At 67.4% G+C, this 14,243-nt stretch carries 14 protein-coding genes and 1 tRNA gene; 4 read left to right on the top strand and 11 right to left on the bottom strand.

The features are described 5' to 3' along the window. Positions 1-25: 25 nt before the first annotated feature. Positions 26-835: an exodeoxyribonuclease III gene (gene xth / locus MFF07_RS08915; RefSeq protein ID WP_147819124.1), complete on the top strand. Its 810-nt coding sequence runs from the start codon at positions 26-28 to the stop codon at positions 833-835. Positions 836-991: 156 nt separating this feature from the next. Here xth and MFF07_RS08910 read toward each other — a convergent pair whose 3' ends face one another. The 4 genes from MFF07_RS08910 to MFF07_RS08895 all read right to left on the bottom strand — a co-directional run bounded on the left by MFF07_RS08910 (position 992) and on the right by MFF07_RS08895 (position 7,128). Beyond that, positions 992-2,434: an amino acid permease gene (locus tag MFF07_RS08910; protein ID WP_147819126.1), complete on the bottom strand. Its 1,443-nt coding sequence runs from the start codon at positions 2,432-2,434 to the stop codon at positions 992-994. A 51-nt stretch (positions 2,435-2,485) separates the two neighbouring features. Next, positions 2,486-3,616, bottom strand: a complete 1,131-nt coding sequence (locus MFF07_RS08905; RefSeq protein WP_147819128.1) for an aminotransferase class I/II-fold pyridoxal phosphate-dependent enzyme — start codon at positions 3,614-3,616, stop codon at positions 2,486-2,488. A 52-nt stretch (positions 3,617-3,668) separates the two neighbouring features. Beyond that, positions 3,669-5,312: a B12-binding domain-containing radical SAM protein gene (locus MFF07_RS08900; RefSeq protein ID WP_147819129.1), complete on the bottom strand. Its 1,644-nt coding sequence runs from the start codon at positions 5,310-5,312 to the stop codon at positions 3,669-3,671. Positions 5,313-5,433: 121 nt separating this feature from the next. Then, positions 5,434-7,128 carry a sensor histidine kinase gene (locus tag MFF07_RS08895; protein ID WP_147819131.1) on the bottom strand — a complete coding sequence of 565 codons (1,695 nt, stop codon included), beginning with the start codon at positions 7,126-7,128 and terminating at the stop codon, positions 5,434-5,436. Between the two features lie 513 nt (positions 7,129-7,641). Between MFF07_RS08895 and MFF07_RS08890 the strand changes: the two genes are divergently transcribed. Genes MFF07_RS08890 through MFF07_RS08880 form a run of 3 tightly spaced genes read left to right on the top strand, consistent with a single transcriptional unit; the run spans position 7,642 to position 10,591 of the window. After that, positions 7,642-8,394 (top strand): glycosyltransferase family 2 protein, encoded by a 753-nt coding sequence (locus tag MFF07_RS08890; RefSeq protein ID WP_238231641.1) that lies wholly within the window; start codon positions 7,642-7,644, stop codon positions 8,392-8,394. A gap of 26 nt (positions 8,395-8,420) precedes the next feature. Continuing rightward, positions 8,421-9,146 carry a TVP38/TMEM64 family protein gene (locus MFF07_RS08885; protein ID WP_187272645.1) on the top strand — a complete coding sequence of 242 codons (726 nt, stop codon included), beginning with the start codon at positions 8,421-8,423 and terminating at the stop codon, positions 9,144-9,146. Next, positions 9,143-10,591, top strand: coding sequence for a DUF2142 domain-containing protein (locus tag MFF07_RS08880; RefSeq protein WP_238231640.1), 1,449 nt, complete (start codon positions 9,143-9,145; stop codon positions 10,589-10,591). The genes MFF07_RS08885 and MFF07_RS08880 overlap by 4 nt, the downstream gene beginning before the upstream one ends. A 62-nt stretch (positions 10,592-10,653) precedes the next feature. Here MFF07_RS08880 and rplA read toward each other — a convergent pair whose 3' ends face one another. The 7 genes from rplA to MFF07_RS08845 all read right to left on the bottom strand — a co-directional run bounded on the left by rplA (position 10,654) and on the right by MFF07_RS08845 (position 14,090). Next, positions 10,654-11,349 (bottom strand): 50S ribosomal protein L1, encoded by a 696-nt coding sequence (gene rplA / locus MFF07_RS08875; protein WP_147817317.1) that lies wholly within the window; start codon positions 11,347-11,349, stop codon positions 10,654-10,656. Between the two features lie 10 nt (positions 11,350-11,359). Further along, positions 11,360-11,809: a 50S ribosomal protein L11 gene (gene rplK / locus MFF07_RS08870; protein WP_147817316.1), complete on the bottom strand. Its 450-nt coding sequence runs from the start codon at positions 11,807-11,809 to the stop codon at positions 11,360-11,362. A 156-nt stretch (positions 11,810-11,965) separates the two neighbouring features. Then, a complete protein-coding gene (gene nusG, locus MFF07_RS08865) occupies positions 11,966-12,499 on the bottom strand; it encodes a transcription termination/antitermination protein NusG (RefSeq protein WP_147817315.1) in 534 nt (177 codons plus the stop codon). Positions 12,500-12,555: 56 nt separating this feature from the next. Continuing rightward, complete coding sequence (secE, locus tag MFF07_RS08860; protein ID WP_147817314.1) at positions 12,556-12,858, bottom strand: preprotein translocase subunit SecE; 303 nt, start codon at positions 12,856-12,858, stop codon at positions 12,556-12,558. Between the two features lie 170 nt (positions 12,859-13,028). Continuing rightward, positions 13,029-13,105, bottom strand: a tRNA-Trp gene (locus MFF07_RS08855). Positions 13,106-13,181: 76 nt separating this feature from the next. Beyond that, on the bottom strand, positions 13,182-13,589 hold the full coding sequence (locus tag MFF07_RS08850) for a DUF1444 domain-containing protein (protein WP_238231638.1): 408 nt from the start codon (positions 13,587-13,589) through the stop codon (positions 13,182-13,184). A gap of 12 nt (positions 13,590-13,601) precedes the next feature. Next, complete coding sequence (locus MFF07_RS08845; RefSeq protein ID WP_238231636.1) at positions 13,602-14,090, bottom strand: hypothetical protein; 489 nt, start codon at positions 14,088-14,090, stop codon at positions 13,602-13,604. Positions 14,091-14,243 lie beyond the last annotated feature (153 nt).

Here is a 14,243-nt window from a genome sequence, read left to right as displayed (position 1 = left end):
TGCCAACCCAACAGGGCCGGATCCGTTGCGCTTCACCGTCACCACCTGGAACATCAACTCGGTGCGGCTGCGCATCGACTCGGTACTGCGTTTTCTCGACGCTGCGAAGCCCGACGTCCTCTGTCTGCAGGAGACCAAGTGCCCCGACGATGCCTTTCCGCTGAAGGCGCTGCGAGGCTCCGGCTACGAGAACGTCGCGTTCGCCGGGCAGAAGGGTTACAACGGCGTCGCCATCCTCTCGCGGTTTCCGCTCATCACCCGCTGCGTGATGCCGTTCTGCGAACGGGCCGACGCGCGCCACATCTCGGCGGTGCTCGGGCCGGAAGCCGGCAAGGCGGCGGGGATCGCGCTGCACGACTTCTACGTGCCGGCCGGTGGCGACATTCCCGACCGCACCCTCAACCCGAAATTCGCGCACAAGCTCGACTTCTTGGCAGAGTTGCGTGCCTGGGGCGGCAAACGCGTTGCCGGGCCGGCGATCCTGGTGGGCGATCTCAACGTCGCGCCGCTCGAGCACGACGTCTGGTCGCACAAGCAGCTGCTCGACGTGGTGAGCCACACCCCCGTCGAGACGGAAGCGCTGGAGACCCTCCGCGGCGAGGCCGACTGGATCGACACGGCACGCCTGCTCACGCCCGAGCCCGAAAAGATCTACACGTGGTGGAGCTATCGCTCGCCCGACTGGCAGGCCGCCAACAAGGGCCGCCGCCTGGACCACGCCTGGGTCTCGCCGGACCTCAAGGACACGGTCCGCAAGGTCGAGGTGTTTCGCGACGCACGCGGCTGGGAGAAACCCTCCGACCACGCCCCGGTGACCCTGACGCTGGAGCTGTGACGGAACATCGCCGCCCGATGGGCGATTGAGGCTTCACAAAAACGATACCGGAGCCCTGACCCGCATCATGCGCAAATTGATCCTCGCCTTCCTGCTGCCCAAAGTCGTGTCGTGGCTGCGTCGGCGCTACGGCGGTGGGCGCACGGGTCAGCGGACCTACTGAACTGCGGCGGCTCGCAGTCGTCGGCGGCCGTAGCCAAAGAAGATCGCGAGCCCCAGCGCCAACCAGGCGACGAGCCGAATCCAAGTGTCGCCCGGCAGCCCGACCATCAGGGCGAGACAGGCGAAAATGCCGAGGACCGGCAGCACGTTGCCGCCGGGCACCCGGAATGGGCGGGCCTGCTCCGGCTCGGTCCGGCGCAGGATCAAGACGGCGCTGCAGACCAGGATGAACGCGAACAGCGTTCCGATGCTGACGAGTTCGCCGAGAATTTCTATCGGCACCAGCGCAGCGACCGTGGCGGTAACCAGCCCGATCGAAACCTGACTGATCCGCGGTGCCCGCGTGGCTGGATCGAGCCGCGCGAAGATATCCGGCAGCATCCGATCCCGCGCCATCGCATAGAAGATTCTGCCCTGCCCGTAGAGCGCGCTCAGGCAGGCGGTGGTCAGGCCGATCAAAGCGCCGACCTTGATCAGCAACCCGAAGCCATCGAGGCCGATCGTGTCGACCGCCTTGGCGATCGGATCAGACACGTTCAGCGCCTTGTAGGGCACGAGACCGGTCAGCACGATCGCGACCGCGACGTAGAGCAGCGTGCTGACGATCAGTGCTCCGATCAGCCCAATCGGCGCGTCACGTTGCGGGTTGCGCGTCTCGGCGGCGGCGCAGGAGACGGTCTCGAAGCCGATATAAGCGAAGAACACCACGCCCGCCCCACGCAGGATGCCGCTCCAGCCGAAGGCGCCGAACGCGCCGTCGTTTTGGGGCACCAGCGGCGACCAGAGCTCGGGCTTCACGTGAGCTGCGCCGACCACGACGAATCCCAGGATGATCGCCACTTTCAGGGCCACCATGATCGTATTGCCCATGGCCGCGTCGCGCGCCTCGCGCATGAGCAGCAGGGTGAGCAGACAGGTGATCGCGGCGGCCGGCAGATCGATGGTGCCGCCGCGTCCCGGGGCGGAGGCGAGCGAGGCCGGCAGCCGCAGCCCGAAATCCGCGGCAAGGCTCTGTGCGTAGCCGGACCAGCCCACCGCGACGGTGGAGGCTGCCATCGCGAATTCGAGCACGAGGTCCCACCCGATGATCCAGGCCGCCAGGCTGCCGAGGGTCGCGTAGGTGTAGGTGTAGGTCGATCCGGCGACCGGGATCATCGCCGCGAGTTCGGCGTAGCAGAGTCCGACGAGCCCGCTGGCGATGCCGGCGAGGATGAAGGACAGCGCGAGGCCCGGCCCCGCGAACTGCGCCGCCGCCGTCCCGGTCAGCACGAAGATTCCAGCCCCGATCGTGCCGCCGACGCCGATGCAGACGAGGCTCAGCGCCGAGAGGCTGCGGGCGAGACCGTCGGAGGCCTCGGAACCCTCCGCTTGCGCCAGGATCGTCGCGATGGGCTTGCGGGTGGCGAGGACGGAGGCGAGCACAGGCAGCGTGTCCATAGAGTGGAGGCCAGACCGGACACTGACCGCATCCGCGCCGCAACGCGAATGCTATGCCGTCGCGGCCGGTCGCAGATCCGCCAGGGCTGCGGCGATCGCATCCACCTGCGCCTCGCTATGCGCGGCCGAGAAGGCGACGCGCAGTCGTGCCGTGCCGGTCGCCACCGTTGGTGGGCGGATGGCGACGACCAGGAAGCCGCGGGCTTCGAGCGCTGACGACAGGGCTAGTGCCGTTTCCGCCTCTCCCACCACGACCGGGACGATCGGGCTCTGCGCCTCGGGCAGCCCGAGCCGCGCCGTGAAGCGGCGGGCGAGCGCCAGAGGCCGGGCGGCGCGTTCCGGCTCCGCTTCGACGATATCGAGTGCCGCCAATGCGGCGGCGGCCGACGCCGGCGGTAGACCGGTGGTATAGACGAAGCTGCGTGCGCGGCAGGTCAGCAGGTCGATGACGGGCCGTGAGGCGCAGAGATAGCCGCCATAGGAGCCGAGCGTCTTCGAGAGCGTGCCCATTTCAAGGGGTGCGCGGGCACCGGGCTCGACCACGCCGAGTCCGTGGGCATCGTCGACCAGTACCCAGGCGTCGTGCGCCTCGGCCAGCGCCAGGATTCCGTCGAGGGGCGCCCGGTCGCCATCCATGCTGAAGACCCGCTCCGTGAGGATCATCGCCCGTCGCGCCTTGCCCCGATGCTTGCCGAGCAGCGTCGCGAGATGCGCAAGGTCGTTGTGACGGAAGCGGAGCGTCTCGGCGCCGGACAGCTTCGCCCCGGCGAAGAAGCAGGAATGCCCGAGGGCATCGACCAGGATGAGGTCGCCCGCGCCGACGAGTCCGGAGACGATGCCGAGATTGGCGAGGTAGCCGCTGCCGAAGACGAGCGCCGTTTCCGTACCCTTATGGGCGGCCAGCCGTTCCTCCAGCGCGATCAGCGGCGGATGGTTGCCGGTGACGAGCCGTGAGGCCCCGGCCCCGGCTCCATAGCGCGCCAGGGCTTCGGTCGCCGCCGCCACGACCCGTGGATCGTGGCTCAGGCCGAGATAGTCGTTGCAGGAGAACGAGACGAGATCGCGTCCGGCCCGCCGGGCCAGTGTACCGTCTCCGCGCTCCGTCGCTGCGAGGCGTCGGCGCAGGGAGGCGGCATCGAGCTGGGCTAGGGTATCGAGCGCGAAGGCATCGAGGCTGGACATGCCGCCTCAAGGCCCTCGAGCAGCCGGCGAGTCAAGCCGGCTGCCGGGGCGGCTATGCCGCCTCGCGCTCCGGCACGAACCGGCGGCGGGCGCTGGCCCAGAAGCCGCGCTCGCGCGCCTCTTCCGTCTCGGCGGCCTTGGCCGCGTAGAACGAGGCGTTGTGCTCGCCGCGCAGGGCCTCGCGGGTGAAGCGGATCAGGTGGTGGGCGACGAAGCCCATGTTGAACACGGCCTCGATCTGCCCGCGCTTCAGGGCGTGGCGCGCCGCGTTCCAGAACGGCCGCCGGTAATCCGAGAACATCCCGACGCGAGTGATGATGTTGAAGCCGAGGATCAGGCCGCGGCGAAGGTTGGTGAAGGTCAGCTTCCCCTTGGTCGGCGTGACGATGCGGTTGCCGTAGGTCACATCGCACTGGTGCTTGAAGCGCTCGAAGAGATGTTCGGGCGTGTAGGCATGACCGATCGCCCTGCGCCAGCTCGCCACCACGGTGTCGTGCGGGCGCATGAACAGGACGTTCGATTCCAGGCTGGCGTCGTGGACGAGCCGGCCCTCGCGTTCGAGGCGGTCCCAGAGCGGCGTCTTTGGTAACGCCTGCAGCAGGTTGATCGTCAGCACCGGGATCGCCGACTTGTCGATGAAGTCGATCAGGTTCTGTTCGGACAGGTCGCTGTCGGTGTCGAGCCCGAGGATGATGCCCGAGGTCACTTCGAGGCCGTAGGAGTTCAGCGTCGAGATCGCCTCGTACATCGGCACGGCAGCGTTGTGGGTCTTGTCGATGCCCTTGAGGGCGCCCTCCTCCGGCGTTTCGATGCCGACGAAGACGGTCATGAAGTTCGCCTGCCGCATCAGCTCGAGGATCTCGGGCTGCTTGGCCATGTTCAGCGTCGCCTCGCAGGCGAACTGAAGCGGGTAGTCGTTCTTCTTCTGCCAGGCGACGAGATGCGGGAGCATGTCCCGCGTCGCCTTGCGATTGGCGATGAAGTTGTCGTCGACGAAGTAGACCACGGCCGGATGGCCGGGCTGGCTGATGATGGCGTCGAGCTCGGCACACATCTGCTCCGGGCTCTTCAGTCGGGGCTGGCGGCCGTAGAGCTGTGGGATGTCGCAGAACTCGCAGCGATAGGGACAGCCCGAGGAGAATTGCAGCGAACCGATCAGGTAGCGCTTGAGCGGTGCCGCCTCGTAGGACGGCGCCGGAAAGTCGGAGAGCGGGAGCCGGTCCTTGGTCTCGAAGATCACCTGACGGTCGGGTCGCGACAGATCGTGGTCGAGCGCCTCGATCAGCCGGTCGGTGGAATCGCCGATCTCGCCGACATGCAGGTAGTCGTAATCCGGGTACTTCTCCTTGGCGCCCGAGACAGAGGGGCCGCCGAGCGCCGCGACCTTGCCGGCGGCATGCGCGCGCCGGCCGATGTCGTGGATCTGGCCTTCCTGGATGTGCATGCCCGACACGAACACGGCATCGGCCCAGGCGAAGTCCTCAGGACCCGCGCGGCGGATGTTCTCGTCGATGAAGCGGCACTCCCAGCTCTCGGGCATGTAGGCCGCAATCACCAGGAGCCCTTGTGGCGGCATGAACGCCTTCACGCCGCCCATCAGGGGGTAGGCGTGCGAGAACGTGCCGAAGGACGGCGTGTAGGCGGGAAAGACGCACAGGATGCGCCGCTGAGAGGTAACCGGGACTGTGCTTCGCATGGAGGCGGATATAGCACAGGCTCCGACCGCGGTGTCCCCCCTTCACGCAATTTTGCCCGCCTCGGCCCGATCGTCGCAGGCGCGGAGATTATCTCCGTCGTCGGCACGCTGACCGACAGCCTCAATGTGCGGTGGCGCACGCCTCGAGCGGCACGTCGATGACGCAGCGCAAGCCGTCCGGGTCGAAGTCGAGCCGGACCTCGCCGGCGAGTTCGCGCGCGATGCCGCCGGTGATCAGGCGGCTGCCAAAACCGCGGTGGCGCGGGATCGTGACGGGCGGGCCATCGCGCTCGCGCCATTCGATCCGCAGGCGGCTCTGGCCGGCACCACCGCGGGTGACCCGCCAGCCGACGCTGACGCGGCCGGTGCCTGTCGAGAGCGCACCGTACTTGGCGGCATTGGTGGTGAGTTCGTGCGCCGTCATGCCGAGCGCCAGCACGTAGCGCGGCGGCAGGTCGACGTCCTCGCCGACGAGTTCGAACTGGTCTTCGCCGTTGCGGTAGGGCGAGAGTTCGTTCTCCAGCACCTGCCGGAGCGACGCCCGCGTCCAGTCCCGGCGGGTGAGCAGATCGTGCGTCTTCGAGAGGGCCAGGATGCGGTTCTCGAGTTGCGCCACCTGTTCCTCGCCGCCGCGCGATTGCCGGGCGAGGGATTGCACGGTCGCGAGCGTGTTTTTCACGCGGTGGTTCAGCTCGTGCAGCATCGTGACTTGCTGCTCCTGCAGAGCATGGCTGCGCGAGAGTTCGGCCTTGAGGTCCTGTTCGTGGCTCTGCAGCGCCGCGGCCATGGTGTCGAAGGCTTGGCCGAGTTCGCCGAATTCGGAGCTGCCGCTCAGTCCCGAACGGGAGCCGAGATCGCCGCCGCGCCAGGCATGCGCGGCTCTGAGAAGTCTTTGGACGGGGCGGCGGATGAAGAGGCGGCCGCCGACCAGCGCCGCCAGCAGGGCGATCAGGATGCCGACGAGGATCAGCACCACGCCGCGCCGGTTCGCCGCGTCGATATCGGCGAAGGCCGCCTCGCGGCTGATGCCGACGGCGATGGTGATGCCGTCGAGCGCGCCTTGCGGACGCACGACGCCGGTGATGCGCAGGGTGCCGCGAAGCCCACGCATCTCGGAGACGCCCCCGGCCGCCACGGCCTCTTTCAGTGCCGCCTCGAAGCTGTCGGGCACGCCGTGCCCGATCCAGGCCTCCGGATCGGGCAGCCGTACGACCACGGACCCGTTGCGATCGATGACTGTGACGGCGGCGTCCCGCGGTATTCCGGCCTGGGCGAGACGGCGGCTCAGCCATTCCGGATCGAAGCCGAGATTGATCAGGCCGTCGACCCGCCCACTGCCGTCGCGAAGCGGGTGCGCGAACTGGATGGTCGGGCGCCCGTTGCCGCGCCCGATCACATATTCGCCGATCGCGGAGCGGCCGGTCGCCATCACCGTCTTGAAGTAGTTGCGGTCCGCCAGGGAATAGGAGCCCGCTGCCGCTCCCTTGCTGTTGCAGACGACGCCGCCGGCGGCATCCGTCACCACGATGATGTTGGAGCCGGTGAGCCGGCCGGCCACGGACGCGAGGAAGGGCGTGCAGGCCGTCGCGTCCCGGTCGCGGATCGCCGGTTCCTCGGCCAGGATCTCGAGCACCTGGCGGGCCCCGTCGGCGAACTGGGCAAGGTCGGCGGCGACGGCCTGGGCCCCGCGCGCCGCCGCCGCCCGCACAGCCTCCGCCCGCGAATCCCGCAAGGCCCGCTCGTTGTAGACCTGCACCGCCACTGCCGGCGTGAGCGCGAGCAGGACGAGAAGCAGGATGCGTGCGGTCAACGTCATGGGATGTTCGGCATGAGGCGGACCCGCGGATTGCGAGGCACGTCGATCGAGTTCGCCTCGCCCGTCACGGCATCGGTCCGTCGTCGATCACGGTCGACGGCAGCGTCCTATGCCACGGTTAACTCACCGTTAACCGCGCAGGTCCTGGCCGGCCGCATGTGGCCGAGTCCGCTGCGCTGCCGGACGTCCGACGGATGGGATGGTTTTCTCTCAGCCGGATCGAAGGTGCGACGGCGTGTCTGAGGCAAGCGCCCGTGCAATTTCGTCAGGTACGGCTTTCGCGGCAGAGCTCGGGCAAATCCGAAACTCGTCTCCAATCTCGCCGTAATTGTCGGGATTTGTCGATGCGCAGTTTCGATCGAGGAGTTGCCCGATATCCTCATGTTCCCCAGGGAGGGCCTGAGGTTCGGTCGCTGCGGATGATGACGTAGACCGCAGCGCGCGCGTATGGCGGATGCAGTTCAGTTACGTAGAGTCGGTCGACAGATGTTGCATGGTCAGAAAATTGCCGTCGTGCTGCCGGCGTACAATGCGGCGGCCACGCTCCGCCGGACCTATGCGGAGATTCCCCTCGATATCGTCGACGATGTCATCCTGATCGATGACGCAAGCCGTGACGAGACCGTCGCGGTGGCGCAGTCCCTCGGCATCCACACGGTGCGGCACACGCGCAACCTGGGCTACGGCGGAAACCAGAAGACTTGCTATCGCACGGCGTTGGACCGTGGCGCCGACATCGTCGTGATGCTCCACCCGGACTATCAATACGCCCCGCGTCTCGTGACGGCGATGGCCTCGATGATCGTCTCCGGCGAGTACGACGCGGTGCTGGCCTCGCGCATCCTCGGCAAGGGCGCGCTCGTCGGCGGCATGCCGCTCTACAAGTACGTCGCCAATCGCGGCCTGACCTTCGTGCAGAACATTCTCATGGGGCAGAAACTCTCCGAGTACCATTCCGGCTATCGCGCCTGGAGCCGCACCGTCCTCGAAAGCATCGCCCTCGACCGCTGTTCGGATGATTTCGTGTTCGACAACCAGATGCTCGCCCAGACCATGCATGCCGGCTTTCGCATCGGCGAGATTTCCTGCCCGACCCGCTATTTCGACGACGCGTCCTCGATCAATTTCCGCCGCAGCTGCATCTACGGCCTCGGTGTCCTGAAGACGGCGCTCGACTATCGGCTGAACCGGTTCGGCCTGCGTAGCGACCCGCTCTATTCCCCGTCGGTTCCGGCCGCGAGCGAGCCGGCGCAGGTGCGGTCGTGACGGGGCTTCGGCGACATCTTCCGATCGTGGCGCTCGGTCTCGTCACCGGATTGCCGCTCCTTCTCGCCATCGCCTCGCCCAAGACCGCCCTCGACGCCGTGACCTGGGTCCAGGCTTTCTGTGAGCAGCGCGGCGCCCTCGGCCCGGCCCTTCTGCTCGCCGTGCAGGCGCTCGTCGCCGCGAGCGGCGTGCTGCCCGCCTCGTTGATCGGCGTCGCTGCAGGTACGCTGTTCGGCACGCAAACCGGGTTCCTGGTCGCCGCCGCCGGCACGATGACGGGAGCGCTCGCGAGCTTCGGCCTCGGGCGGGTCATGCGGCCACGCAAGCCGGGTGGCTCCGAGAGACGCGGACGTCTCGCCGGCCTCGACCGGTCGCTGGCCAAGGAGGGCTGGCGGGTCGTCTGCCTGCTGCGCCTGTCGCCGATCATGCCGTTCGCGCCGACGAGCTACGCCTTGAGCCTCACCAGCGTGCGCCTGTCCGACTACCTCATCGGTACGGTAGCCTCCCTGCCGGCACTGCTCGCCTACGTGATGATCGGCGCGCTCGGCCGCTCCGGCGGCCTCGCCGTCGCCGGCGGCAACCTCGCCGAATGGCTGCGCATCGGCGTTCTGGCGCTCGGCATCGGCGCGACGTTGATGCTGATGCTCAAGCTCCGCCGTCTCCTGGCGCAAAAAGTCGAGATGCCCGCGATCGAGACGGGGCCGTTCGGTCGCGACCCGGCGCAGGACGCCTCCGAAAGCTCGGCGGCGTGACTCCCGACAGGCCGGCGCTGCTCGCCCCCACCCGTTCTCCGCTCTGGATGATCGCCCTGGCGGCCTTCGGCCTGCCGCTCGGCATCCTGCTGGCACTGCTCGTCCCCTTCGGCGAAGTCGCCGACGAGTCGGCTCATCTGCTGCGCGCCGTGGCCCTCATGGACGGGCAGATCGTCGGGCACCGGGAGGCGATCCCGTTTTCCGACGGTTCGACCCGGACCACGGCCGGCGTCACCATCGATCCGGCCTGGGAGCGGCTGAGCCGGTCTCGGCCGATCACGTCGGCCTACTCGCCTGCCCCGATGTCGCTCGACGACGATGCCGCGGGCAAGCCGGCCTTCGTTCCGCTCTACACGATCGGGACCTACTGCCCCGTCTTCTACGTACCGTCGGCAATCGGCCTGTTGCTCGGCACAGCGCTCGGTCTTCCCGACGCCACCGCCGCGCTGATCGGGCGGTTCGCGAACCTCGCGGCCTACTTCCTGATCGGGCTAGCGGCGCTGGCGCTGGCGCAGCGCGGCCGCATCCTGTTCTTCTGCATCCTGATGTTGCCGATGTCGCTCTCGCTCGCGGCCTCGTTCAACCACGACAGCCTGATCATCGCGACGACGGTTCTCGCCGCCGCCCTGCTCTCGCGGCGCTCGCCCCGCCATGCCGGGCCGTCGCGGCGCAGCCTCGGGGCCGCCGCCGCCCTGATCGCCCTCGTCCTTCTGGCCAAGCCGCCCTACGCACCGTTGGCAGCGATGCTGCTCGTGCCGCTGCCTGCCGGCCGCGACATCGGCCGCTTCCTGCTTCGCCGGACGGCGTTGGCCGCGCTCGTCGTGCTGCCGGGCGTCTTTTGGTTCGGCTATGCGAATTCCGTCGTGGCGACGCCGGTGCCGCGCTACGCCTACGAGGCCGGCCCGCTCTGGAACGGAGCGCGTCCCGCCACCTTCGACGGTACCGACACGCGGGCGCAGGCCCAGGTGCTGCTATCCCAGCCGATCCGCCTGCTGACCGTGCCGGCAAAGTTTCTGTTCACGGTCAAGCATATGGCGACCCTCGCCATGGGCGCCATCGGCTTCTTCGGCTGGCTCGATAAACCGCTGCCGGTTGCGCTCTATTGGCTCTGGGCAGCCGGGTTCGTCGTCCCGTTCGTGGCGCTCGCCGGTCAGGGAGAGGCCATCCGCCGCGCCGATCTCGCGCTCCTTGCCGGATCCGCGCTGCTCTGCGTCTGGCTCGTGATCCTGTCGCAGTACCTGTCCTGGACGAATGTCGGCGAACTGGCGGTCTATGGACCGCAGGGGCGCTACCTCCTGCCGATCCTGCCGATGCTGGCCCTCGCCGTGCCCCGTCTGCGCGAAGCCTCCCTCGCCGGATGGCGGTGCATCGCCGTCGCGGCACCGATCCTTATGGCTGCCGTCAGCCTCGCCGCCGTACCGATCACCACCGCCCGGATGTACTGACAAACGAAAAACGCCCGGCCGCTGGGGCCGGGCGCTTCTGGTCTTCTTGGGTTGCGAAACGATCAGGCCGTGAGCACGGAGCTCGGCTCGACCTTCACACCCGGGCCCATCGTCGAGGTGACGGCGATGCGCTGGATGTAGGTGCCCTTGGAACCCGTCGGCTTCGCCTTGGAGACGGCGTCGGCGAAGGCCTTGATGTTCTCGACGAGCTTCTGCTCATCGAAGGAAACCTTGCCGATGCCGGCATGCACGATGCCGGCCTTCTCGACGCGGAACTCCACGGCGCCGCCCTTGGCGGCGGCGACGGCGGCCTTCACGTCCATGGTCACCGTTCCGACCTTCGGGTTCGGCATCAGGCCGCGCGGGCCGAGCACCTTGCCGAGACGCCCGACGAGGGGCATCAGGTCGGGAGTCGCGATGCAGCGATCGAACTCGATCTTGCCGCCCTGAACGATCTCGAGAAGATCCTCCGCACCGACGATGTCGGCACCGGCCTCACGGGCGTCGTCGGCCTTGGCGCCGCGGGCGAAGACCGCGACCCGCACGGTGCGGCCGGAGCCGTTCGGCAGGTTGCAGACGCCGCGGACCATCTGGTCGGCGTGGCGGGGATCGACGCCCAGATTCATCGAGACCTCGACGGTCTCGTCGAACTTGGCGGTCGCCTTCGACTTCACGAGCTTGATCGCTTCGTCGATGGTGTAGAGCTTGGTCGGCTCGATGCCCTCGCGGGCGGCGCGGATGCGCTTACCTTCAGCCATTCTGACCTCCTCAAGCCGTGACTTCGAGACCCATGGCCCGGGCGGAGCCGCGGATCATGGCAACGGCGGACTCGATGGAGTCGCAGTTGAGGTCGACCAACTTCTTCTCGGCGATCTCGCGAAGCTGAGCCTCGGAGATCGTGCCGACCGTCGGACCCTTGCCCGGGGTCTTCGAACCGGAAGCCGGCTTCTTGCCGATCTTCAGGCCGACGGCCTTTTTCAGAAAGAAGGTGACCGGCGGCTGCTTCATCTCGAAGGTGAACGAACGGTCCTGATACGCGGTGATGATCACCGGGATCGGGGTACCCTTGTCCATCTGCGCGGTCTTCGCGTTGAAGGCCTTGCAGAATTCCATGATGTTGAGACCGCGCTGACCGAGCGCGGGACCGATCGGCGGCGACGGATTGGCGGCGCCGGCCGGGACCTGAAGCTTCACGTAACCCGTGATCTTCTTCGCCATGGGGACTGCTCCCAATGTATGCCCGCCGCCGGGCTGCCTAAGCCTTCGACGGAGCGGGCGGTTGCAGGTCGCGGTGCGATCCGAAATTCCCGGAGGCGAAGCCGGGCGGATCTCCCGCGTGTGATGGGCGAGCGGGCTAGCCGATCGACCCTACGATCAGGCCTTAACGACCTGTCCGTATTCGAGCTCGACCAAGGTAGCGCGTCCGAAGATCGACACTGCCACCTTGAGGCGAGAGCGGCCATCGTCGATCTCCTCGACGACACCGTTGAAGCTGGCGAAGGGGCCTTCCGACACCTGAACGGTCTCGCCGATCTCGAAGGATACCGAATGCTTCGGGCGATCAACGCCCTCCTGCACCTGACCCTTGATCCGCTCGGCTTCCGCGTCGGGAATCGGCACGGGCTTCGACTTGTCGGCGCCGAGGAAGCCTGTGACCTTCGGGGTGTTCTTGATAAGGTGGTAGACCTCGTCGGTGAGTTCGCACTTCACGAGGACGTAGCCGGGGAAGAACTTGCGCTCGGCCTCGACCTTCCGGCCGCGGCGCACCTCTGTGACCTTCTCGGTCGGCACCATGACCTCGTCGAAGAGCTCCGTGAGTCCGCGCTGCGCCGCCTGATCCTTGATGGACTGGGCGACCTTGTTCTCGAAGTTCGAGTAGGCGTGGACGATGTACCAGCGCTTCGACACGGGTCGGTTCAACTCCCAAAGCAATCGTCGGCGCGAGAGATCGCACCGGAAAATGACTAGCCGGCGATCCCGAGGAGGAGCCCGACGGCCCAGCGCAGGAACTGATCCACGACCGTGAAGAAGATGCTCGCGACGACGACCATGACGAAGACCATGATCGTGGTCACCGTGGTCTCCTTGCGGCTCGGCCACGTGACCTTGCGGCCCTCGTCGCGAACCTGACCCAGGAACTCCAACGGTCCGACACGCTTGGCCGGCGGGCGAGGCGCAGGCGCGGAGCGCGCCGTCGTCGGGGCTGCCGGCCCGCGGGCGGCAGCCCGGGCGGGATCCGCTTTCTTCGTCGCTTCGTTCGATGCCATGATCTTACGTGTACCGGAAATTCCGAGAGCCGGCGGGGCGAAGGACCAAGGCAAACGCCTCGACCACGCCCGAACCGCGATAGCGCAATCGACGATCTCGGAGTGCGCACGCTCTAGCGCAAGTACTCCGGCTTGTCGACTATCCACGAAAAGGCTGAGTTGTGCCGGACTGGCAGGAGTGGAGGGACTCGAACCCGCAACCTCCGGTTTTGGAGACCGGCGCTCTGACCAGTTGAGCTACACTCCTACGGCGCCGCGGCGCGGCGACGTCAATGCCGCAACGTTCGGCGGGATGCAAGAGGCTCGGCGACGTCCCCTGTCGTTCATCGACCGTGATCGGCCCGCTCGGCCACCGTGAGGGGTCTGACCGCGCCTCTTTCGAAGCGGAACAGCTCGTCGGTACGGGCGTAGGCGCCGGTCCGCATCTGCTTGCGCACTTCCTCGGCCAGGTCCTGGCGTGCCTTGCTGTCGGCGGGCCATGCCATCAGCAAGTCGCGAGTCGGAATGGCCAGTGTCAAGCTGTCGGTCTTGAGGGCCTCGGCGATCTGGGTGAGGTAATACGGCAACATGAGGCGCGCGGCATCGTAGTTGTCGCCGGTCGCGACCAGGGCCAAGACCGGAACGTCGTCGGCGAGGGCGAGCCGAAAGTTGGCTTTTTTCGAAGCGGCCGCGAGATTGACCAGGGCGGGCGCTTCGAGGCTCGCGGCGTCGATGTTCCAGCGCGCCAGCATCGGTCGGGTCACCTATTGATAGCGGTTCGGTTCGTCGAGGACGTAGGTGACGATCAGCGTCTCCGAGAAGGCGCGGTGAACGAGTTCGGGCGTCTGCCGGAGCACTTCGCGCGGCACGAGCTGGACGCGCAGGCGTGATTTGACTGTCTCGAAGGTCTGGGGATCGCCCGAGGGTGTGCCGGGCGCGGGCCGCATGAGTTCGGTCAAATACGATTCGATCGCTTGCCGACGGTCCGTCCCCGACAGCGTCGCGACACGGGGATAGAGGTTGGTCAACGCGATCGTGAAACGGCCGACGCGGATCTGACCCGGGTCGGGATCGGGAAGAATCGTCGCGGTCGGCTCGACCGCACGCACAATCTCTGCGACCTCGCTCCGGAAACGACCGTCGCTGAGCGCATCCGCGTAGGCGACGCCCGAGTGGACCAGGCTGCCCGTCCCCGCGAATAACAAGCTTCCGGCCAGGAATCGGCGCCAGGATGGCGACGGGTATACAGACATGGATGGCTCCGCCGGAATCGGGCGGGGCCAGAAAATGACTCCGCCGGCCACCCGTCAAGACGAGGACCGGCGAAGACTGTAGATCGGCGGCATTATTTGATCGGCCGTACGGCCGGCAACAGCCCCGCGTCCTATTCCTGGATCGAAGCGACG

The organism is Methylobacterium thuringiense (assembly GCF_022179645.1).
In the GTDB taxonomy this organism is placed as follows: domain Bacteria; phylum Pseudomonadota; class Alphaproteobacteria; order Rhizobiales; family Beijerinckiaceae; genus Methylobacterium; species Methylobacterium thuringiense.
The sequence above is the reverse complement of the archived record's forward strand: the minus strand, read 5'-3'. Positions and strand labels throughout refer to the sequence as shown.

Coding starts and splice junctions, on each gene's coding strand:
- MFF07_RS08910 (WP_147819126.1), bottom strand. CDS start 2,434: ATGGACACGCTGCCTGTGCTCGCCTCCGTCCTCGCCACCCGCAAGCCC.
- MFF07_RS08905 (WP_147819128.1), bottom strand. CDS start 3,616: ATGTCCAGCCTCGATGCCTTCGCGCTCGATACCCTAGCCCAGCTCGAT.
- MFF07_RS08900 (WP_147819129.1), bottom strand. CDS start 5,312: ATGCGAAGCACAGTCCCGGTTACCTCTCAGCGGCGCATCCTGTGCGTC.
- MFF07_RS08895 (WP_147819131.1), bottom strand. CDS start 7,128: ATGACGTTGACCGCACGCATCCTGCTTCTCGTCCTGCTCGCGCTCACG.
- rplA (WP_147817317.1), bottom strand. CDS start 11,349: ATGGCTGAAGGTAAGCGCATCCGCGCCGCCCGCGAGGGCATCGAGCCG.
- rplK (WP_147817316.1), bottom strand. CDS start 11,809: ATGGCGAAGAAGATCACGGGTTACGTGAAGCTTCAGGTCCCGGCCGGC.
- secE (WP_147817314.1), bottom strand. CDS start 12,858: ATGGCATCGAACGAAGCGACGAAGAAAGCGGATCCCGCCCGGGCTGCC.
- MFF07_RS08850 (WP_238231638.1), bottom strand. CDS start 13,589: ATGCTGGCGCGCTGGAACATCGACGCCGCGAGCCTCGAAGCGCCCGCC.
- MFF07_RS08845 (WP_238231636.1), bottom strand. CDS start 14,090: ATGTCTGTATACCCGTCGCCATCCTGGCGCCGATTCCTGGCCGGAAGC.